Source organism: Streptomyces sp. I05A-00742 (genome assembly GCF_013055795.1).
Taxonomy (GTDB): domain Bacteria; phylum Actinomycetota; class Actinomycetes; order Streptomycetales; family Streptomycetaceae; genus Streptomyces.
Window position 1 is genome coordinate 1 of record NZ_JABETO010000007.1, and the last position, 20316, is coordinate 20316.

The following is a 20316-nucleotide window of genomic DNA, read 5'->3' on the forward strand; positions in this document are numbered from 1 at the left end:
CGCACTCGTCGACGGCATCCCGCCTGTCGCCGGACGGCACGGACGCCCACGCAGACGCCCCGACGCCCTGCTCGGCGACAAGGGCTACGACAGCAACCCCAACCGCCGCGAACTGCGCAAGCGCCGCATCCTGCCGGTCATCTCCCGCAAAGGCGCACCCAACATCGAGGGGCCGGGGAAGCTCCGCCACGTCGTCGAGCAGACCTTCTCGCTCCTGCACCAGTTCAAGCGCCTGGCCGTCCGCCGGGAACGACGGCTCGAACTCCACGACGCCCTCGTCTCCCTGGCCTGCGGCCTCATCTGCTGGAGACGCCTCAACAACCGCAAACCATGATCCTGTTACGAGCTCTAAGGAGAGCTGGCAGGCCCTGGTGGTGACGATGGAGGACTCCCTGCGACTACACGCCCATCGTCCCGGCACCTTGGTCGCCATGACCGATTACCTCCACGAGCGCACTGGCGGGCTGATCGGCAGTCTTTCCCAGCTCGTCCGAGAAACCACAGTCGACGCCATCGACAGCGGCACGGAAAAGATCACCAAGCGCATGCTCGACGAGATCGAGCTCGACCACGCCGTCCAGAAGACCCGGCCTGATCGCCCCCGTGCCAAGTATGCTCGCAGGCCGAAGGCGACCTGAGTAATGGAGCCCTGGGAAGCCCCGGTCCGGTTCCTGCCACTTCCTCTGCCACCGGTCCACGGAGAGGTCTTCGGCTGGCACCTGAACCGCCTCGCCGCCGCAAACTACGTGACATCGGGCCAACTGGCGCAAACCCTGACGCCGTTCAAGAACGCGCTGATCGGCAAGCGGACGGACACGTTATGGCGCTGGACTCCGATGGTTCTGCCGCGGCTGGCACTCCTGACGGGGCTCACCCACGAAACCCTTCGAATGCTGCTGCCAGCGATCTCCCGGATTGAGGCGCGTACCGGAGGCGAGGTGATCCGCTACCGGCGGCGCCTCTACGTCGCGTGCTCAGGAACTGAACCCGATAACATCCCTGCCGCCAAGATCTGCAAAATGTCATTCGCAGGGCATAGATATTTCCGCATTCACCCCGAAGTGCGGTCGACGAATGCCTGGTCCGCCCGAGAGGTCATCATGTCGGCAAGTTATTTCACATTCGTGAACTATCCCGACATCGACGAGTTTTCTGATTTCGCTCAGCGCCGATCTTGGGTGCTGACGTTTCCGTCCGAGGAGGCGGGCGAGTCGGCGCTCGTCGATGACGATCGGATTGAGTACGCCTGGACACCCCCGAGCGGGGGTGAAGTGCGATTTGTGCAAGATGCCACCCTTGAGCTCTTCTGCCTTGGGCTCACGCGGGTCACCGATGATGTCCTCGAAGCCCTGCGAATCTCCTACGGCATCCAAAGCAGGGAGGATCTCCTGGATCTTTGGGAAGCGGATTCGGATCGGGAGGATATCCTCCTGCGGCTGGCTAATGCCGGTGGCGCCGAATACTCGAACGAGGTTTCCGCCGTAGTCGAGGAAGCGCTGAGCGACGTCGATTCCAGGGTCCGTGCCACTGCGCTGTTGACTGCCGCCTACCTGGGATGGAATGAGCTTCTCCCAACCGTGGAGCGGGTGAGTCGAAGCGATGAAGACCCTCACGCCAGGGCAATTGCTCTCAGTGCTGCCCACTCGATTACCCTCAGCAACTCCGTAACAGCCCGATGAACCACCATCCTGGCCACAGTTGTCCGGTCTCGCCATGGATGAGCCAGTCCCGCTCGACGGGCGCCGGAATTGGTGCCATGTCTCGTTTGGTGAGTTTCTCAGCGGTGGACGCGGCGCGCCGCGCACTCGTGGATCGTCCTGGTCCAGGCGGCGAGCGCAGGGGTGGGGGACGTCGCCTCGCTCAGGCTCTGCCACAGATTCGCCTCGCTCCAGCGGGTGAACCAGCGGTGGGCCGTAGGCACGCTGACCCCGAACGAGGGGGGCAGATGCTGCCAGGCGCAGCCGCTGGTGAGCACGTAGACGACGGCGACCATGACCCCGCGCGCGTCGGCCGCGGCCCTGCCACCGCCCTGGGGTCGCGGCGGCGGGGCCGGCAGGAGCGGACGAGCCGCCGCCCACATCTCGTCGGGGACCAGGCGCTGAGCGAGTGCGTCCATTCCTTTGATCGTACGCACCCGTGACGGGCCACCCTGCCGCTCCGCCAAATGAGATGTGCGCGCCAGAGCCACCCGGGCCTATCGTCGGCCGCCCGCCGACGAGTTCGGCGCCGACTACGGAGGGGAATCCATGACCATTCTCGTAACGGGCGCGACGGGAAAGACCGGCCGAGTCCTGGTCGACCGGCTGCTCGGGGCCGGACAGCGGGTGCGGGCCCTGACGAGGAACCCGGAAGAAGCTCACCTTCCCGATGCCGTCGAGATGGTGGCGGGCAGCCTCACCGACCTCACCGGAGCCGCAACGGCACTCGACGGAGTGGACGGCGTCTACTACCTGTCCGGAGCACTCGACCCGGAACGTGCGGTACAACAGGCCCGCGCCTTCGTGGAGCTCGCAGCGGACGCGGGGGTCAGGCGCATCGTCGACCTCTCCGGCCTCGCCGTCACCGTGCGGCGGCCGGGCAGCTACGAGATGCTGCGCGACGTCGAGGAGGTCATCGAAGCCTCGGGTTTGGAATGGACGCACATTCGGCCGGGCGAGTTCGCCAGTAACAAGCTGGATATGTGGGGTGCGTCGATCCGCGCGGAGAGCACGGTGCGCAGCGCCTTTCCCGACGCGCTCGGTGTCCCCATCCACGAGGCGGACATCGCCGAAGTGGCCGCTGCCGCGCTCCTTTCGGATGGCCACGCCGGGCACGCGTACTCGCTGAGTGGGCCGCAGCAGCTCACGCACCGGGAGCAAGCCGCGGCGATCGCCGAGGGCCTGGGCCGGCCGCTGAGCTTCGAGCAGGTGACGTACGGCCAGGCCCGCGCCGCGTACATCACGGCAGGGATGCCGTGGGACATCGCCGAATACCTGTTGGGCTATCAGGCCGAGTACGCGGCGGAGCCGCCCGAGGTCCGGCCCGATGTCGAACGAGTCCTGGGCAGGCCGGGCCGCACGCTGGCGCAGTGGGCCGCGGATCACGCGTCCGACCTCTCGGATGATCCCGTGCGGCGGGCGAAGGACTCGGCCGGTGCTGTCACGGGCTGACCCGATGCGTTCTCCTTGTTCCCGGCGTCGCCGAATCCCGCGCTGACGGACCGATTTCGACGCTCGGCCGGGCGGGTGACCGCCCGGCCGTCCAGTCCTGCTCAGCGATGCTGCCGAGCAGGGTCTGAAGGTCCGCGGTCAGCTCCCGGTCCACCAGCGGCGAACGGACCTCGGCCCGTCGCGCGGGGTGGCCGCGGCGACAACTGTCCCCGCGGCCGCCCGTATCGGTGAGTCGTGCGGGGCCGCACCGCCCCGCACGACCCGGCGGCTCAAGGGGTCCGCTCGTCTCCGGTGAGCGCGGTGATCAGGCTGTGGGGTGCGTCGTGATCGGAGAGGAAGTCGTGCAGTTGGAGCTCTTCGACGGCGGCTGCGGCGCTGCGGGGGAACATGGCCTGCTCGTACTCGGTGAGCGCGGCTTCGGTGTCGTCGGGGTGTGCGGCGAGGGCCTTGCCGAGTTCGGCGCCGTCGAGCATGGCGAGGTTGGCGCCTTCGCCGTTCGGGGCCGAGAGGTGGGCGGCGTCGCCGAGCAGGGTCACCCCGGGCACCCGGTCCCACCGGTGGCCGGCCGGCAGGGCGTAGAGGGGGCGCAGGACCGGCGGGATGTCGCTGTCGGTGATCAGTGCGGTGAGCTCCGGCGCCCAGCCGTCGAATTCCTTCGCGATCCGCGCGGTGGCCGCGGCGGCGTCGGTGAAGTCGATGGCGGCGAACCAGTCCTGCGGCTCGGCCAGCCCTATGTAGGCGTGCAGGGTGTCGCCCTTTTCCCGGTGGGCGAAGATCTCCCTGTCCGGTGTGGGCACGATCATCGACCCGCCGCCGACCGCTTTCGCGGCGGCGGGGTGCCGGGTGTCGGCGTCGAACAGGTAGGTATCGACGACCGACTTGCCGGTGTACTCGGGTGTGGCGGCGGAGAGCAGCGGCCGGACCCGTGACCACGCGCCGTCCGCGCCGACCAGCAGGTTCGTGACGACGGTGCCGCCGTCGGCGAACGTGACCTCGTGGCGGCCGTCGCCGAGGGTACGGGCGCTGCCGGCCTTGTGGCCCCACCGGACGGTGCCGGCGGGGAGCGAGTCGAGGAGGATCTGCCGCAGCTCGCCGCGCTGCACCTCGGGGCGTCCGCCCGTGCCGTCGTCGGCCTTTTCGAGCAGGACGGTCCCGTTCCGGTCGAGGATCCGCATCGCCTGGCGGCCCTCCAGGACGAGTCCGCGGAACTCGCCCAGCAAGTCGGCGGCCTCAAGCGCGAGTTGGCCGTTGTAGTCGTGGATGTCGAGCATGCCTCCCTGTGCGCGGGCGGCCGGCGAGGGCTCCGCCTCGTAGACCGTGGCCGGGATGCCGTGGACGTGCAGGACGCGGGCCAGGGTCAGGCCCCCGAGCCCGGCGCCGATGATGGTGACGTCAGTGGTCATTGGTGGCTCCTCGCGTGTCGCACGCCTGCCGGGCGGGCACCCGGCGGGATCACAGGAAAGGTGCCTGGCCCAGCCGACAATTCGTCGACATCGGACCGACAGCCCCGATATGCGACCGACACCGCAAATCGGTCCCTGCGCCCGGACGTTCAGGGCCGGCGGTCTTCATCCGGGCCCCCGGGCTGAGCGATCGCGTCGGCGAGGTCGTCGCCTGGGTCCAGGGCAGCGATCTCGACACCCGTTCCTGGCGGAACTGGCCGCGGAGTACCGGGGACGGGCCGGCGGGCGGGGCCGGCGGGCCGACGGCGGAGGCCTGGCGGTGTCGGTCGCCTTCCGGTCCGGTGGTCTCGTCGGGTTGGTCTGGGAGTCGCGGCCGTGGCCGACGGCCATCGGCGGCTGGGGGGCTTCGGTGACCGTCTGGCTGGAGGCGGGTGTGCAGTCGAAGCCCTCCGGGGCCTTTGAGGCGCTCGTCGGCATTCCCCTGACGTGTAGGGGCCACGGAACGGCCTGCGTAGGATTCCCGGATGGCGATCACCGGTTACTCCCTGGAGGGGCCGCGCGTGGCCGTACGCCACGTCGTGCGGCGGGACTTCGACGAGCTGGCGGCGCTGGCCCGGGAGAGCGCCGGGATGCTCGGCCGGTGGCTGGGGGCCCGTGAGCACACGGTGGAGGAGTTCGAGGGCTACCTGGAGCGGCTGGAGCAGCCGACGCATGAGGGATTTGTGATCTGCCTGCGCGGCACGGGGGCGATCGTGGGTGGCGTCAACATCAACAACATCGTGAGAGGCGCGCTGCGGAGCGGGACCCTGGGGTACACCGCCTACGCGTCCACGACCGGCCGCGGCTATATGACCGAGGGGCTGGGCCTGGTGATCCGGCTCGCTTTCGGGCGGATGGAGTTGCACCGGCTGGAGGCGAACATCCAGCCGGACAACACCGCCTCGCTGAGGCTCGTCGAACGTCTGGGCTTCCGGCGTGAGGGCTACTCGCCGGCGTTCCAGTTCATCGACGGCGAGTGGCGGGACCATGAGCGCTGGGCCATCACGGCGGACGATGTGTCGCGCCGTGACCGGCGCTGATGCGCGGAGGGGCCGACCCCCGTGCGGCCCCCGGGGCGGGTCAGACGAACGGGGTGATGCGTTCCTCGATGCCGAGCAGCGCCTTGCCGTAGACCTCCATGCCCACGGCGGGGGTGGAGGCGGCGTGGCGGCCGGCGACGGAGGCGTCGCGCCAGATGCGCTGGAGGGGGTTGACGTCGGCGAAGGAGCCGGCGCCGTGGACGTTGAGGAGGGTGTTGATGGCGGAGAGGAGGTTGTCCACGGCGTGGCCGGTGTCGGCGCGTATGCGGGCCCTGGTGAGGTAGTCGAGGTCGTCGCCCCGGGCGGCGGCGGTGTCGAGGTCGGTGGCGGCGCGCCGGGCGTGCAGGTGGGCGGTGTCGATGCGGAGGGCGGCTTCGGCGACCTGGGTCTGGACGCCGACGGATTCGGCCTGGGTCCCGTAGTAGGTGTACGAGATCGGCTTGGTGGCGGTCTTCGCGGTGACGAGCTTCAACGCGGCGCGTCCCAGGCCGAGTTGCGGGCCGACGAGGCCCACGGCCAGGAAGGGGGCGAAGGAGGTGCGGTAGAGGCCGCTCGGGCCGTGGTCGGCGGGGAAGTCGCCGTTGATGGCGCCCGGTACGGACATCACCCGGTGCTCGGGGACGAAGATGTCGTCGGCGATGAGGCAGTTGCTGGCGGTGCCGCGCAGGCCGGCGACGAACCAGGTGTCCTCCAGGGTCAGGTCGGACCGCGGGGTCAGGGCCATCGCCTGGTCGGTCACGGTGCCGTCCTCGTCGGTGAGGGGCATGCCGAGAACGGCCCATGTGGAGTGCGGGGAGCCGGAGTTGTAGTACCAGCGGCCGGTGACCCGCCAGCCGCCGTCGACCCTGCGGCTGGTGGCGGTCGGGCTGAAGACCCCGGTGACGCGGGCGTCGGGGTCGGCGCCGAAGACCTCGTCCTGGGCCTGTTCGGGGAAGAGGGAGGCCAGCCAGTTGCAGGTGTTGACCACGCCGGTCACCCAGCCCGTCGAACCGTCGCCCTCGGCCAGCGCGGCCGTGACGTCGAGCAGGGTGCGGACGTCGCTCTCGTAGCCGCCGAAGCGGCGCGGGACGGTCAGCCGGAACAGCCCGGCCCGCGTCAGCCCGTCGATCACTTCGTCGGTCAGCCGCCGGTCCGCGTCGATCCGGGCGGCGTGGTCGCGCAGCAGCGGCTGGAGCGCCTCGGCCCGTGCCACGAGCTCGGCGCCGGACGGGATCGGGGCGGACGGGGCCGGGGCGGGCGCGGCCGGGGTGGGCGGGGCGGCGGACGCCGCGGGGCGGGGAGGGGTGGTGGTCATATGGGCCTCCTGGCTGAGGTTCGGAACGGCTGAGGTTCGGAGCGGCCGGTGTTCGGTCGGCCGGCGTTCGGAGCGGCTGAGGTTCAGCGCGCGAACGCGGAGTGGGTGCCGAAGGTGCGGTGGCTGTAGACGAGGGGCGCGGCCTCGTCCGTGCGGACGTGCTCGACGTCGCCGAGGAGCAGCAGGTGGTCGCCGCCCTCGACCGCCGAGCGGAGCCCGCACACGAGCCAGCCCGGCGCGTCGGTGAGCCGGGGCAGCCCGTGGTCGTAGCGCCAGGGCACCCCGGACGCGGCGAAGCGGTCGGGCAGCCGCCGGGCGAAGGTCCTGGCCGGCTCGTCCTGGTCGCTGCCCAGCACGTTCACCCCGAACCGCCCGGTCGCGAGGATGCGCCCGAGCACGTCGGAGGAGCGGTTCAGTGCGACCGAGACCATCGCGGGGCGCAGCGACAGCGAGGCGAAGGCGCTCACTGTGACCCCGTAGGGGATCTCGTCCTCGGTGGCCGTCACGATCGTCACCGGGGCGCAGACGCCGGCCATCGCGTCGCGGAAGTCCTGCTCACCCATCAAGCTCAAGCCCCCTAATCATTATGATGATTAGGGTGATCATGCATCCGATTTACGAAAGGCGTCAAGGGGTGCGAGGCTATTCGCCATAATCAATTCAGCCCGGCGCGCCGAGGAGACACCGTGGGAACCACAGACGACCGCACGGGCGGGCACGAGGCGCGTCACGCACGCGACGGCGCGGACCTTCCGGCCCTGTGCCGCGACGACTGGGAGCGCCGCTCTTCCCCGTCCCGCGCCGAAGTGGCGGCGGACCGCATCGCCGACCGCGTCGCCCGCACCCCGCCGGGCGCCCGCCTCGGGACCAAGGACGAGCTGCGCGCCGAGTGCGGGGTGTCCGTCGGCACGTTCAACGAGGCGCTGCGCCTCCTGCAGGCCCGCGGTCTGGTCACCGTACGGCCCGGCCCCGGCGGTGGGCTCTTCGCCGCCCAGCCGCCCCCCGCCGGGCGCCCGGAGGCCTGGATCGGCGCCCTGGACGAGCAGCGGCCCGACGAGGCCCGGCGCATCCGTGACGCCCTCGACCCCCTCCTCGTGGAGGACGCCCTGTGGCACGCGTCCCCCGCCGACATCGCCGCGCTGCGGGGGCACTTGGCGGCCCTGGCCGAAGCGGCCGACGCCGCCGACCCGGCCGCCTCCGCCCGCGCCGACCGGCTGCTGCGCACCCGCCTCGCCGCCATCGGCCCCGGCGTGCTGCTGCGTTCGCTGTACGACGGCCTGCTGACGGTCGTCGAGCGTGCCGAGTCGGCCGCCGGCCCGGAGGCCCTGCGTGCCCGGTACGACCGGCACGCCGCGCTCATCGACGCCCTCGACGCGCGCGACCGCGACCGGGCCCTGCGCCTGGCCGCGGCTCCGATGCCCTGAGCCCCCCGCTCAGCAGGCGCGTTCGTACTCGACCTGGGCGAGGGGGTTGCCGTCGCCGAAGTCGTGGGTGCGGGTGGTCCCGCGTTCGGTGAAGCCGGACTTGACGTAGAAGCGGCGGGAGCGCGGGGTGTCGCGGAGGGTCCAGAGGTGGACCCGGGCGAATCCGGCGGCGCGCAGCCGGTGCAGCGTCCCGGTCATCAGGGCGGGGGCGACGCCGCTGCCCCAGCCGTCGGGGTGGCCGTAGAAGGTGTAGAGCTCGGCGAGGCCCGGTCGGGTGGGGGAGGGGAGGGAGAAGGAGAGCGCCAGCGGGCGGGCGTCGAGCGTGGCGAGGAGCAGCGTTCCCGTGCCCTCGGCGATCCGCCGGTGCCAGCGCGTGCGCCGGTCCCTGACCCCCCGCGTGACGAACTCCGGGGCGAAGAAGGGCCCGTAGGCGGCCTCCCAGGCCGCGGCGTGGATCTCGCCGAGTGCGTCCCCGTCGTCCGGGCCGGCGTCACGAACCTCGATCATCCGTTCACCGTAGCCGGATGCCGGGAGTCACCGGATGCCGGGAGTCAGGGAACCCCGAGGGAGACCCCGAGCGTGCCTCCGGGCCGCGCTATTCGGCGGCGTCGGCGGCGGGCCCCCGGTCGCGGAGCGCGGCCAGTGAGTCCACGTACTGGAGCATCAGCCGGGCGAACTCCAGCCGGTCGTGCGACGTCCAGTCGGCGGTGATGTACTCGAACGCCGAGCGCTGGTGACGGCGGAAGCGGGCCATGAGGTCGCGGCCGGCGGGCGTGAGGTGGAGGACGCTGCGGCGGCCGTCCTGCTGGGAGGCGCCGCGGACCAGGTAGCCGGCCTTGATGTTGTCGCTGACCATGCGGCTGGCGACCGAGGGGTCCACGACCAGGTGTTCGGCCACCGCGCCGACGGTGATCTCCCGGTCGGGGTCCTGGGTGGCCTCCAGGACGATGTTGAGGACCAGGGTCCGGCTGAGGTCCTTCGTCGAGACCGGGTGCTCGACCTCGAGCAGTGCGGTGCGGCGCAGCTTGGAGAACGCCGGGCCCACGGCGTCCAGCAGCTCGTCGGCCGTCTTCGGCCCGTTCGTCGTCGTCATGCCCCACATCGTACGTCCATGAGGATCCGCAAACATGTGTTGACTAGAAAACGTGTGCATGTAAGCATGCATATGTAAGTCAGCAGGAAACAGGAACGGAGATCTTCGTGACCACCCTCATCACCGGTTCGCGCGGCAAGGTCGGCCAGACCGTCATCGAACGCCTCCACTCGGCCGGTGTCGCCGTCCGGGCCGCCAGTGCCGATCCCGCCGCGCTGTCCGTCCCGGACGGTGTCGGGACCGTCGAGCTGGTGCTGGACCGGCCCGAGACGTTCGAGGCCGCGCTCGCCGGGGTCCGGCAGGTGTTCCTCTACCCGGAGCCCGCCGGCATCCACGACCTGATCAAGGCCGCCGAGGCCGCCGGGGTCGAGCACGTCGTCCTGCTGTCCTCCGCCTCCGTCCTCGCGCCGGACGCCGAGGACAACCCGCTGGCCTGGCACAACCTCCAGGTCGAACGCGCCCTGGCGGAGGCCGACTTCACCGTGACGTTCCTGCGTCCGGACGCCTTCGCCAGCAACGCGCTCGGCTGGGCCCACTTCATCGGCCGGGGCCTCCCGGTGCCGCTCGCCTACCCCGAGGCGTCCCTCGCGCCCATCCACCCCGTCGACATCGCCGACATCGCCGTGCACGCCCTCACCGACGCCTCCTTCGCCGGCCGCGCGGTCACGCTCACCGGCGGCCGGTCGCTGACCTTCCGCGAGCAGCTGGCCGTCATCGCCGACGTCACCGGGCGGGACATCGCCGTCGAGGAGATCACCCGGGCGCAGGCCGAGGAGCAGATGGGCCGCTCCATGTCCGCCGCGATGGTCGGCTCGCTCCTCGGCCTGTGGGCCTCCGCCACCGTGACCCCCGTCCCCGTCGCCGACACCACCGAGACCGTCCTCGGCACCCCGGCCCGCACCTTCGAGCAGTGGGCCCGCGAGAACGCCGCGGCCTTCATCCAGGGCTGAGTCCGCCCGTGCCCCGCGACGTACGACGCGGCCCGTGACGATCACGTACGAGTGGCGCGGCGATGTCGACAGCGCGGCCGTCGACGCGCTCCACGCCGAGGCGTCCGGCCACGCCCCGGCGCCCGTCGCGCCGCGCCGGACCGGCTCAGGCCGCCGGCGGCGCCGGGACGAGGCCGTCGGCGACGAGGCCGGCGTACACCGCGTCGCCCAGGGCGCGGACCGCCGAGTGCGGGCGGACCATGACCGTCAGCGTCCGGATGCGCCCGGAGTCGTCGGTGTGCAGCAGGTCGATCCCGTGGATCTCCTTGCCGTTGACGCCGGCGCGGAAGACCAGGACGGTCGCCGGGGTCGGTGTGCCGTCGGTGAGGGGCTCGGCGGTTCCGTCGCACGAGCCGACGTAGCGGAAGTCCTCGAAGGTGCGCAGCAGGATCCTGAAGAGCCCTATGACCTGGGACTTTCCCTTGAAGGGGGTGAAGGTCACAGGGCTGTTGAAGGTGATGTCGTCGGTGAGCAGGTCCTCCAGGGCGGCGAGATCGTGCTGCTCGACGGCGGTGCGGAAGCGGTCTGCGGCGGTCGTCATGGGCTTCACCCGGGCCGCGGTCGTGGGCTTCACTCGGTTCCTCCTGTAGTCATAAAATTGACTAGTCACTTTCTTGAGTACCATGCGGCGAGGGAGGACCGGAAGACCCGAGAGGGCGGAAGGAGGGGGCTCATGACGTTGCGTCACGCCGTGCTCGCGGCCCTGCTGGACGATGAGTTGAGCGGCTATCAGCTGACCAAGTCCTTCGACGTGGGCGTCGCCAACTTCTGGCACGCGCTGCCCCAGCAGCTGTACGCCGAGCTGACCCGGCTGGAGAAGGACGGTCTTGTCACCGGGCGGGAGGTCGTGCAGGACACCCGGCCCAACAAGCGTCTGTTCAGGGTCACCGAGGCGGGTCTCGCCGCGCTGGAGGAGTTCGTGGCGGACGCGGCCAAGCCGTCGTTCGTCCGGGACGACCTGATGGTCATGGTCCAGGCGGCCGACCACGTGGACGTCGACGCGGTCGTCGCCCGGTTCACGGAGCGCGCGGCGTTCGCCGAGGCGAAGGCGGAGCTGTTCCGGGCGATGCTGCGGAAGATGCGGGGCGGCCGGGAGGAGGGGGAGTTCCTGCGGCACGGTGAGCGGATCGGCCCCTACCTGACCTGTCTGCGCGGCCTCGCCTTCGAGGAGGGCAACCGGGACTGGTGCCTTCGCGGCGCGGAGATCCTGCGGGAGAGGAAGCGTGCCCGTGTCTGAAGGACCGTCGGTTTCCCACCTGCGGTACGTCGCCCTCGGGGACAGCCAGACCGAGGGGCTCGGGGACGGCGACGAGGCCACCGGCCCGCGCGGCTGGGCCGACCGGTTCGCGGACCGGCTCGCGGAGGTCAACTCCGGCCTGCTGTACGCGAACCTCGCGGTGCGCGGCCGGCTCGCCGGTCAGGTCCGCACCGGGCAGCTGGACCCCGCCCTCGCCCTGCGGCCCGATCTGGCCACCGTCGTCGCCGGGTTCAACGACCTGCTCCGGCCGCGCTTCGACGCCGACGAGACCGGCGGCCACCTGGAGGCGATGTTCGCCGCGCTCCGCGCCTCGGGCGCGGAGGTGGTGACCATGACGTTCCCCGACCCCGGTCGCGTCACGCCGCTCGCCCGCCCGTTCGGCGCCCGTGCCGAGGCGCTCAACCGGCGCATCCGGCGGGCCGCCGGGCGCCACGGCGTGCTCGTGGCCGAGACCGCCCACCACCGGGTCGTCACCGATCCCCGGCTGTGGAGCGCGGACCGTCTGCACGCCGGCCCGCTGGGCCACGCCCGTATCGCCGCGGCCGTCGCCCACACCCTCGGGCTGCCCGGCAGCGACGACTCCTGGACGCACCCCCTGCCTCCGCCGCCCCTCCCGCCCCGCACCGGGTGGCGCGCCGCTTCCGAGGAGGCCCGCTGGGCCGCGTCCTTCCTCGGCCCCTGGCTCGTCCGCCGGCTGCGCGGCCGGTCCTCGGGGGACGGGCGGGAGCCCAAGCGGCCCCTGCTCCTGCCGGTACGGGCGGCGGCTGGGTGACCTGCGCGGCATATGTCCCGGTCGGGAGTGGACCTTGACCTGACGTCCGGTTGAGGAAATAGCGCTCCTGGGTGGGCGAGCCCGGCGTCGTGAGCGTCAGGGCGGGGGGCCGGCAGGCGTTTCTGTTGGCCCGCCGGCCGGTTCAGGGCGCGGGCCACGGCAGCCCGGGGCGGGGTCACGAGGCGGAGGCGCGTTCCGCGCTCTCCCGCACCGGTACCGGAGAGGCCGCGACCGGAGAGGCCGCGACCGCCTCCGCCGCCGGGCCCCGCCGCACCCACGTCAGGGCGAAGGCGAGCGCGGCCAGGGCGGCCGCTCCGGCCAGCACCCCGTACAGCCCCTGGGTGACGGCCTCCCCGACCGCCGCGCGCACGGCGTCGGGCATCTCCGCCAGTGAGTCGGGGGACAGGGCGTTCCCGCCGGTCAGCCGGTCCGTGGCGGTGTGGCCGAGGCGGGTGGTGAGTTCATCGTCCATGCGGCCCGCGTAGACGGCGCCGAGGGCGGCGGTGCCGAGGGTGCCGCCGATGGTGCGCAGCAGGGTGACGGTTCCGGCGGCGGCGCCCATGTCGCGGGGGGCGGCGGTGGCCATGGTGGTGAGGGTGGCGGTCTGCATGGCGGTGCCGAGGCCGGCGCCGAGGACGGCCGTCAGGGCGGAGGCGACGGGCGTGGGGGTGTCCGCGTCGAGGAGGAACAGCAGGAGCGCGCCGGTGAGCATGAGCGCGCCGCCGGCCACCGGCAGCAGGTGCTCGTGACGGCTCTTCCCCGTCATGCGGCCGACCGTGAGCTGGGCCGCCAGCATGCCGAGCATCAGGGGGAGCAGCAGCATGCCGCCCGCCGTGGACGAAGCGCCGCGCGCGAGCTGGAGGTACTGCGGGAGGTAGCTGATGACGGCGAGCATGACGGCGCCGGACAGGAAGCTCATGCCCTGGGCCAGGGTGAAGGAGCGGTTGCGGAACAGCCGGGGCGGGATGACCGGTTCCGCCGCCCGCCGCTCGGTGCGGACGAACCGGGCGAGGGCCGCGGCGGCGACCGCGGCGAGTGCGGCGGTCTGCGGCGACAGCCAGGGGTAGCGGGTGCCGCCCCAGCTGCCGAGCAGGGTGAGGGCCAGGATGCCGGTCGTCAGGAGGGCGACGCCGGCGACGTCGACGCGGGCCTTGATCCGTTCGCTGTGCAGCCGCACCCCGGCCGTGGTGGCCAGCAGAACCACCGCCCCGACGGGCAGGTTGACGTAGAACGCCCAGCGCCAGCCGATGTGGTCGGTGAGGAAGCCGCCGAGCAGCGGGCCGCCGACGAAGGCGACCGGCATCATGATGCCGATCATGGACTGGGAGCGGCCGCGGTCCTCCGGCGCCACCAGGACGCCCATGACGGAGATCGCGCCGACCATCAGGCCGCCGCCGCCCAGCCCCTGGAGGGCGCGGAAGGCGATGAGCTGGCCCATGTCCTGCGCGAGGCCGGACAGCGCGGAGCCGGCCAGGAAGACGACGACGGAGGCCAGGTAGGCGCCCTTGCGGCCGTAGAGGTCGCCGAGCTTTCCCCAGAGCGGGGTGGCCGCGGAGGCGGTGAGCAGGTAGGCGGTGACCACCCAGGAGAGGTGGTCGACGCCGCCGAGGTCGCCGACGACGGTGGGCAGGGCGGCGCTGAGGATCTGGCCGTCGAGCGCCGACAGGAAGATGCCGAGCATCAGTCCGAAGACGCCGAGGCGGGGGAACGGCCGGCGCGCGGGCTCCGGTCCGTCCCCTGCGGGGTGGTTCATGGGTCCCCCTGGGACGGTGACGTGTGGTGAGGGCGGGTCAGGCGGTGGTGTAGGGGCTCCTGCGCCGCGCGTCGCGCAGCGCGTGGGCCCACCAGGCCAGTTGGTCCAGCTGGGACTTGGCCGCCGCGTCGGAGCGCGGGTCGGTGGGCCGGCCGTCCGCGTCGAAGGGACCGTCGGAGAGCTGGAAGCTGACGGTGTCGCGGAGGGTGGCCGCGTTGAGCTCGGCCAGGACGAGCCGCAGCTGTTCGACGGCGCGCAGGCCCCCGGAGCGGCCTCCGTAGGAGACGAAGGAGACCGGCTTGGCGTGCCACTCCCGGTTGTGCCAGTCGATGGCGTTCTTCAGTGAGGCCGGGAAGCTGTGGTTGTACTCCGGTGTGACGACGACGAAGCCGTCCGCGGCGGCCAGCCGGGGCGAGACGGCGGCGAGCAGCTCCCCGGCCCCCTCGGGGGCGGGTCCGCCGAAGGCCGGGAAGACGGTGGGCAGGGGCGTCTCGACGAGGTCGATCAGGTCGGCCTCCATGTCGTCGCGCCCGGCGAGGTGGCTCATGACCCAGTCGGCGACCACGGGGCCGAAGCGGCCTTCCCGGGTGCTGCCGCTGAGGACGGCTATGCGGAGCGGAGCGGTTGTGTACGTCGTATCCATAGAAATACAACGTACACGCTGATGTGTACAACGTCTACCGTTGATACGCTGTACGCAGCGGAAGGCCCTCCGACGGCATCCGCGTCCGGCCACGAGGAGCAGGAGCGGAAGATGTCAGGCGAGAGCGGGAAGAGCGGGAAGAACGGCAAGGGGGGCAAGGCCGGAAGCGGTGCCCCCGGGCCCGGCCTGTGGGAACGGCTCGAACGCCCCGCGCCCGCGCCGCGGTCCGCCGCGCTCACCCCGGGGCGGATCGCCGCCGCCGCGGTGGCCATCGCCGACGCGGAGGGGCTGGAAGCCGTCACCATGCGCCGGCTCGCCGCCGACCTCGGGGTGGCCCCCATGGCCGCCTACCGCTATGTGACCGGCAAGGACGAACTCATCGCTCTCATGGTCGACTTCGTCCACGGCGAGCTGGAACTCCCGGACGCCGCGGGGGGCTGGCGCGGGACCATGCGCGCGGTCGGGCTGCGCACGCGCGCCCTGATGCTCGCCCACCCCTGGATGGCCAGGGCCGACCATTTCTCCCTCACCCCCAGCCAGTTCGCCGTCTCCGAGCGGGTCCTGACGGCCCTGGACGGCCTCGGACTGGACGCCGACACGATGATGGCCGTCTTCCGTACGGTCACCGCGTACGTGCACGGCGCCGTCGACTCCGAGATCGGCCTGCTGCGGATGATGCGCAAGCGGGGCTGGACCACCGGTGACGAGACGCGGGAGGGCCTGGCCCCGGAGATGACCTGGCTCATGGGCACCGGGAGGTATCCCGCGACCCGGCGCTATCTGGCGGAGGCGCAGCGCAAGGACGACGCGGCGTGGCGGTTCGAGCTCGGGCTGGACTGCGTGCTCGACGGCATCGCCGTGCGCCTGGGCATCTGAGGCATCTGCGGCGTCTGACTGCCCTGTGGCCGCGCCGACTTGACAAGGTAGGAGAAAAATCCGGCCGGTCTCCGCGGCCGCGGCGCTAACATGCCGCCGCATGATCATGCGCAGACAGGACGGATACGAACTCTCGACCGACCCCGACCGTATCGACGTCGGGCTTGTCCACCACTGGCTCTCCACCGACGCGTTCTGGGCCATCGGCCGCAGCAAGGAGACCGTGGAGAAGTCCGTCGCGGCGTCCCTCAACTTCGGGGTGTACGAGCCGGGGGGCCGGCAGGCCGGTTACGCGCGGGTCGTCACCGACCTGGTGACGTTCGCCTGGCTCTGTGACGTCTACGTCTCCCCGGACCACCGGGGACGGGGTCTCGGCGCCTGGCTCGCGACCGCCGTCCGCGACCACCTCGCCCCGTACCGGCTCAAGCGGCTCCTGCTGACCACCAAGGACGCGCACGGGCTCTACGCGCAGGTCGGGTTCGTGCCGGTGTACGACCCCGAGGGCATGATGATGATGAGCTTCGAGAACGACCCTGTCTGACTCGCGCCTTCGGGGCGGGACGGGCGCGCGGCCCGGGTGGCCCGGGCCGCGCGTTCCGCTGGGCCTTCATGCCTCCAGCCTCCAGGCCGCCGTGTCCGCCGCCGCGTCCGGGGGCAGCATGCGGCAGTGGTACGGGATCTGCTTGGTCATCCGCCCATCGTGCCGCACCGCCCCCGCACCGGTCAGCCGGCGTAGGGCCGGGCCGCCCGGGCCTCGCGCAGCGAGACGGCCCACCAGGTGAGCTGGTCGAGCAGCACCTTGGCCGCCCCGGCCGCCTGGTTGCCCGCCTCCTCGTCCAGGTGCCGGCCGTTGGCGTCGAACGCGCCCCACGGGTTGTGGAAGCTGATCGTCTCGCGGATGGTGACGGCGTGCAGCTCCGCGAGGACCGGGCGCAGGTGCTCTATCGCGCGCAGGCCGCCGGAGAGCCCGCCGTAGGAGACGAAGGCGATCGGCTTGGCCCGCCACGGCGTCGCGTGCCAGTCGATGAGCGCCTTGAGCGAGGCCGGGTAGCTGTGGTTGTACTCGGGCGTGACGATGATGAACGCGTCGGCCCGCTCCAGCTTCGGGGACACGGCGGCGAGCAGCGCCGCGTCCTCCGGGCCCGGCTCGGGGCTGAGCTGGGCCGGGAGCGGGTGCTCGGCGAGGTCGACGACGTCCACCTCGATGTCGTCGCGCTGGGCGAGGTGGGTGCCGAGCCAGCCGGCGACGGTCGGGCCGAAACGTCCGTCACGGGTCGAGGCGACGATGACGGCGAGGCGGTACGGGGCGTGCGACATGGCGGTTCCTCTGTTCTCCGTAGGGGTTTCCCCGTGGGGTGTCCACGGTGGGGTTTCCACGGCCGCGCCGGCGCGGCGGGTGACACGGAAAAGCTTGATACCTCAACCTCAGTAGAGGTCAACTGAAACAGGAGCACCTTCAGTAACACGGTGCGCCCGCCCACCTTCCCTCAGAACACGTCCGGGCACCAGGGCCGTTGGGAAGTCCGCAGCATGAGGTCGGCCCGGGCGGCCGCGCCGGGCCGCTCCTCGGTGACCGAACCCAGCGCCACGAGCCGCACGGCCGACTCGTCGCCGAGCCAGAGGCGGCCCAACTCGCCCGCCCCCAGGGCGAGATCGGCGTCCCGCGTGGTGGGCGTGCACGTGGCACCGTCGGGGCCGGCGTCGAGCAGGTACCGGCCGGCCGCGTACCCGTCCGGGTCGGCGACCTCGACGACGAGGGTGCCGGGAGCGGCGTACGTACGGGCCTCCAGCAGCGCCGGCACATCCAGCGGGCGCAGCCACAGGAAGTCCGCCTGGCCGGTGACGCGCGCGGCGCGCGGGTCGGGCAGCAGCAGCGGCAGGAGGTCGTCGGGGGCGCGGTTGCCGGTGTCGGCCCTGGTGATCCAGTCGACGGAGAGCAGGAAATGCCACAGGGCGCGCTCGGCGGCCGGGGAGACCGCGACGAGGTCGCGCACGATCGCCTTGTCGTGCGGCTGGTGGGCGGCCCACTTGTGCTCGACGGTGTAGGTGAGCAGGCCGTCCACCCGGCCGTCCGGCGCGCGGTAGAGGACGTGGTAGGGCTCCGTCCAGTCGGCCGCGAGGGTCGGCCAGGAGAGGTCCCCGGTGGCGAACCGCCACCAGCGCTCGGTGCGGTCGACGACGCCGTGGCGCCCCGCCCGCAGCCGTTCGTGCAGCCCGGGACCCAGCTCGCGGACGGTCGCGCCGTCCGCGAAGTCCACCCGCCCGCCGCACGCCGGGCCCGCGTACCGCCGGTCGAGGCCGCTGCGGGCGACGTCCACCTCCCAGGAGGCGACGGAGGCGGCCGGGCCGAAGCCGTACCGCCCGTAGATCGGGTACTCCGCGGCGATCAGGGTCGCGGCGGCGTCCCCGCGCTCCTTGGCGGCTCTCAGGTCCCGGGCCATCATCCGGCTGAGCACCCCGCGCCTGCGGTGCGTGGGGGAGACCGTCACATTGGTGACCGCGTTCACCGGGACCGCGGTACCGCCGACCGCCGTGAGCTCCTGCGGATGGCTGCGGAACGTGCCGACGCAGCGCCCCGCGTCGAAGGCGCCCTGCGTCCGCGCGAGGTCCATGCCCGCTCCGCGTATCTCCACCTCTTCCTTGGAAGCCTCGGGAGCGGAGAGGAAGCCGACGTGGAGGGCGGTGATCCAGTCGGTGAGGTCGTCGCGGTCGATCGTGCGTATGTCGAGAGGCATGCGCCGCACGCTAGGCGCATGATCGCCCCGGACGCGCGCCATTTATCGCGGGGACAGCGGCGGCCCCGAGGAGCCGCCCGCCCGGCCCGGCTCAGAACGCCGCGCGGATCTCCCCGACGCGTTCCCCGCCGCCGAAGAGCGGCACGTCGCGGATGCGGTCGAGGACGGGCGCGTCGACGCCCATCAGCTCCAGGGCCCGGGCCAGGACCGGGCCGAGGGCCCGCAGCGCCCCGTCGTCGATCTTGAAGGCCAGGGCGCGGCCGTCGGGCAGGGCGACCGCCTGGACCGCCTCGGCGCCCATCTTGGAGAGCGCGCCCGGCAGCTCGCGCATCAGCCAGGTGTCGGGACGGCGGGTGCCGGCCACGTACTCCGGGTGGGCACGCATCGCGTCCGCGACCCGGCGCTCCGGGGTGCCCGGCGCGGCCAGTACGAAGTGGCGGAAGGCGCGGGCGAGGCCCACGAGGGAGAGGGACATCAGCGGGGCCCCGCAGCCGTCCGTGCCGATGTGCGCGACGCGCTCGCCGCTCGCCTCCTCCACGGCGCCCAGGACGAGCTGCTGGAGGGGGTGGGCCGGGTCCAGGTACGAGTCGACCGGCCAGCCGTTGGCGGCGGAGGCGGCGATCATGGCGGCGTGCTTGCCGGAGCAGTTCATGGTGACGCGGTCCCGGACCCGGCCCGAGGCCAGGTACTCCTCCGCCTCGACGGGGTCGAGCGGGAGGTCCGGCGGGGTCCGCAGGTCGCCCTCCGCCAGCCCGAACTCGTCGAGCATCGTGCGGACCAGGTCCAGGTGGAAGTCCTCGCCGGAGTGGCTGGCCGCCGCGAGGGCCAGCCGCTCGCCCGACAGGTCGAGGCCGGCCCGGAGGACGGCCACCGCCTGCATCGGCTTGTTGGCGGACCGCGGGAAGACGGGCGCCGCGGGGTCGCCGAACGCCAGCTCCACGCTGCCGTCCGCCGCCAGCACCACCAGCGAGCCGCGGTGGTGGCCCTCGACGAAACCGGACCGGACGACCTCGGCGAGGACCGGGCGTATCGCGGCGTCGTCGTCCACCCGGGATATCGCGGGCGGGGAAGGGGTCGAGGTGGTCATGGGCCGGGCCTTCCGGGGGCGGGGACCGCCCCCGGAATGTCACGGGAGCAGGTCGTCTACTTGCGCTTCTCCTTCACGGTACCTTCGCGCGATCTCCGCACCGCAATCGTCCGCCGTCCGCTGGAGCTGCCGGCGCCGCTCCGAGACGTGCCGCTCGTACGCCGCCAGCCGGCCCAGGCCCGCCCGCAGCTCGGCGTCCGTGCGGGCCGTCAGGTCGGAGAGCCCCACCTCGCCGAGCATGTCCTCGGCCAGCCGCCGGTACTCCTCCGCGTGCGGCGTCCCCAGCGTCACATGGCGGGCGGACGAGCGGTGGGCCGACGGGTCGTCCGTCAGGATCTCCGACAGCCGCTCCACCAGCAGCCGCCGGTCCGCCGCCGGGGTGTCCGGCGCCGCCCGCCCCTCCAGCGCGGCCCGCAGGATGTCGATGCGGCCCTGGAGCAGCCGCCGCACATAGCTGAGGTCCGCCTCCTCCTGCCGGGCCTCCTTGCGCACCGCCCGCAGCTCCGCCAGGCGCAGCTCCCCGAGCTGCCGCACCGGTACGTCCGCCAGCCGCCCGGACCGCTGGCTCGGCGGCCTCGCGTGCAGACCTTCCACGGCGTCCCCGGCCTCCGATGCCTTCGCCTTGAGCGTCTCTAGCGTGGTGGGTGTCCTGAGCGTCTCAAGCCCCTTGAGGTGGTTCCCGGTCGGTGTGGTCATGCGGCTCCGTCCCCTCGCGCCGGGTGCGTACGGAACGCTGTGCCCGCATATCGCACCGCCTGCAC

The 20316-nt window shown here is 72.3% G+C and carries 24 protein-coding genes and 1 pseudogene; 12 read left to right on the forward strand and 13 right to left on the reverse strand.

Features of this window, described 5'->3' with window-relative positions; all coding sequences use genetic code 11:
- From HN013_RS08980 to HN013_RS08990, 3 genes and pseudogenes are all read left to right on the forward strand, one after another.
- Positions 1–334, forward strand: a pseudogene (locus HN013_RS08980) (IS5/IS1182 family transposase); the annotation flags it as partial.
- Between the two features lie 97 nt (positions 335–431).
- A complete protein-coding gene (locus HN013_RS08985) occupies positions 432–638 on the forward strand; it encodes a hypothetical protein (protein WP_249374856.1) in 207 nt (68 codons plus the stop codon).
- A gap of 3 nt (positions 639–641) precedes the next feature.
- Entirely contained in the window at positions 642–1679 is a 1038-nt protein-coding gene (locus HN013_RS08990) for a hypothetical protein (protein ID WP_171164929.1), read from the forward strand.
- 98 nt (positions 1680–1777) lie between these two features.
- On the opposite strand, the gene HN013_RS08995 is transcribed toward HN013_RS08990, so the two are convergent.
- Entirely contained in the window at positions 1778–2116 is a 339-nt protein-coding gene (locus tag HN013_RS08995) for a transposase (RefSeq protein WP_212764148.1), read from the reverse strand.
- 130 nt (positions 2117–2246) lie between these two features.
- On the opposite strand from HN013_RS08995, the gene HN013_RS09000 reads away from it, so the two are divergent.
- Entirely contained in the window at positions 2247–3149 is a 903-nt protein-coding gene (locus HN013_RS09000; protein WP_171164930.1) for an SDR family oxidoreductase, read from the forward strand.
- Between the two features lie 269 nt (positions 3150–3418).
- Here HN013_RS09000 and HN013_RS09005 read toward each other — a convergent pair whose 3' ends face one another.
- Positions 3419–4552: an NAD(P)/FAD-dependent oxidoreductase gene (locus HN013_RS09005; RefSeq protein ID WP_171164932.1), complete on the reverse strand. Its 1134-nt coding sequence runs from the start codon at positions 4550–4552 to the stop codon at positions 3419–3421.
- Between the two features lie 109 nt (positions 4553–4661).
- Between HN013_RS09005 and HN013_RS32840 the strand changes: the two genes are divergently transcribed.
- Complete coding sequence (locus tag HN013_RS32840; RefSeq protein WP_249374857.1) at positions 4662–5210, forward strand: DUF6228 family protein; 549 nt, start codon at positions 4662–4664, stop codon at positions 5208–5210.
- On the forward strand, positions 5113–5631 hold the full coding sequence (locus tag HN013_RS09010) for a GNAT family protein (RefSeq protein WP_312018556.1): 519 nt from the start codon (positions 5113–5115) through the stop codon (positions 5629–5631). The genes HN013_RS32840 and HN013_RS09010 overlap by 98 nt, the downstream gene beginning before the upstream one ends.
- A 40-nt stretch (positions 5632–5671) precedes the next feature.
- On the opposite strand, the gene HN013_RS09015 is transcribed toward HN013_RS09010, so the two are convergent.
- Complete coding sequence (locus HN013_RS09015) at positions 5672–6925, reverse strand: acyl-CoA dehydrogenase family protein (RefSeq protein WP_171164935.1); 1254 nt, start codon at positions 6923–6925, stop codon at positions 5672–5674.
- An 83-nt stretch (positions 6926–7008) separates the two neighbouring features.
- A complete protein-coding gene (locus HN013_RS09020; RefSeq protein WP_171165298.1) occupies positions 7009–7488 on the reverse strand; it encodes a flavin reductase family protein in 480 nt (159 codons plus the stop codon).
- Between the two features lie 123 nt (positions 7489–7611).
- Between HN013_RS09020 and HN013_RS09025 the strand changes: the two genes are divergently transcribed.
- Entirely contained in the window at positions 7612–8349 is a 738-nt protein-coding gene (locus HN013_RS09025; protein WP_171164937.1) for a FadR/GntR family transcriptional regulator, read from the forward strand.
- 9 nt (positions 8350–8358) lie between these two features.
- Here the strand turns inward: HN013_RS09025 and HN013_RS09030 are convergent, their stop codons facing one another.
- Positions 8359–8856, reverse strand: coding sequence for a GNAT family N-acetyltransferase (locus tag HN013_RS09030; RefSeq protein ID WP_171164939.1), 498 nt, complete (start codon positions 8854–8856; stop codon positions 8359–8361).
- 88 nt (positions 8857–8944) lie between these two features.
- Entirely contained in the window at positions 8945–9442 is a 498-nt protein-coding gene (locus HN013_RS09035) for a MarR family winged helix-turn-helix transcriptional regulator (protein ID WP_171164940.1), read from the reverse strand.
- A 107-nt stretch (positions 9443–9549) separates the two neighbouring features.
- Between HN013_RS09035 and HN013_RS09040 the strand changes: the two genes are divergently transcribed.
- Positions 9550–10392 (forward strand): NAD(P)H-binding protein, encoded by an 843-nt coding sequence (locus HN013_RS09040; protein WP_171164943.1) that lies wholly within the window; start codon positions 9550–9552, stop codon positions 10390–10392.
- A 145-nt stretch (positions 10393–10537) separates the two neighbouring features.
- On the opposite strand, the gene HN013_RS09045 is transcribed toward HN013_RS09040, so the two are convergent.
- Entirely contained in the window at positions 10538–10972 is a 435-nt protein-coding gene (locus tag HN013_RS09045) for a nuclear transport factor 2 family protein (protein WP_171165300.1), read from the reverse strand.
- A gap of 132 nt (positions 10973–11104) precedes the next feature.
- On the opposite strand from HN013_RS09045, the gene HN013_RS09050 reads away from it, so the two are divergent.
- The gene (locus HN013_RS09050; RefSeq protein ID WP_171164945.1) at positions 11105–11668 is read left to right on the forward strand and encodes a PadR family transcriptional regulator; all 564 of its coding nucleotides are present in this window, start codon (positions 11105–11107) and stop codon (positions 11666–11668) included.
- Positions 11661–12461 carry an SGNH/GDSL hydrolase family protein gene (locus tag HN013_RS09055; protein ID WP_171164947.1) on the forward strand — a complete coding sequence of 267 codons (801 nt, stop codon included), beginning with the start codon at positions 11661–11663 and terminating at the stop codon, positions 12459–12461. The genes HN013_RS09050 and HN013_RS09055 overlap by 8 nt, the downstream gene beginning before the upstream one ends.
- Positions 12462–12636: 175 nt before the next feature.
- On the opposite strand, the gene HN013_RS09060 is transcribed toward HN013_RS09055, so the two are convergent.
- Positions 12637–14214 (reverse strand): DHA2 family efflux MFS transporter permease subunit, encoded by a 1578-nt coding sequence (locus HN013_RS09060; RefSeq protein ID WP_249374858.1) that lies wholly within the window; start codon positions 14212–14214, stop codon positions 12637–12639.
- 37 nt (positions 14215–14251) lie between these two features.
- Complete coding sequence (locus tag HN013_RS09065) at positions 14252–14857, reverse strand: NADPH-dependent FMN reductase (RefSeq protein WP_171164949.1); 606 nt, start codon at positions 14855–14857, stop codon at positions 14252–14254.
- Positions 14858–14968: 111 nt separating this feature from the next.
- Here HN013_RS09065 and HN013_RS09070 point away from each other — a divergent pair, with 111 nt between their 5' ends.
- Complete coding sequence (locus tag HN013_RS09070; RefSeq protein WP_171164951.1) at positions 14969–15733, forward strand: TetR/AcrR family transcriptional regulator; 765 nt, start codon at positions 14969–14971, stop codon at positions 15731–15733.
- A 100-nt stretch (positions 15734–15833) separates the two neighbouring features.
- Positions 15834–16274 carry a GNAT family N-acetyltransferase gene (locus tag HN013_RS09075; RefSeq protein ID WP_171164952.1) on the forward strand — a complete coding sequence of 147 codons (441 nt, stop codon included), beginning with the start codon at positions 15834–15836 and terminating at the stop codon, positions 16272–16274.
- 182 nt (positions 16275–16456) lie between these two features.
- Here HN013_RS09075 and HN013_RS09080 read toward each other — a convergent pair whose 3' ends face one another.
- From HN013_RS09080 to HN013_RS09095, 4 genes are all read right to left on the reverse strand, one after another.
- Positions 16457–17050 carry an NADPH-dependent FMN reductase gene (locus HN013_RS09080; RefSeq protein ID WP_171164954.1) on the reverse strand — a complete coding sequence of 198 codons (594 nt, stop codon included), beginning with the start codon at positions 17048–17050 and terminating at the stop codon, positions 16457–16459.
- A gap of 170 nt (positions 17051–17220) precedes the next feature.
- Positions 17221–18468, reverse strand: a complete 1248-nt coding sequence (locus HN013_RS09085; protein WP_171164956.1) for a GNAT family N-acetyltransferase — start codon at positions 18466–18468, stop codon at positions 17221–17223.
- A gap of 91 nt (positions 18469–18559) precedes the next feature.
- Complete coding sequence (locus HN013_RS09090; protein WP_171164959.1) at positions 18560–19555, reverse strand: asparaginase; 996 nt, start codon at positions 19553–19555, stop codon at positions 18560–18562.
- 39 nt (positions 19556–19594) lie between these two features.
- Positions 19595–20251, reverse strand: a complete 657-nt coding sequence (locus HN013_RS09095) for an AmfC protein (RefSeq protein ID WP_171164961.1) — start codon at positions 20249–20251, stop codon at positions 19595–19597.
- Between the last annotated feature and the right edge of the window lie 65 nt (positions 20252–20316).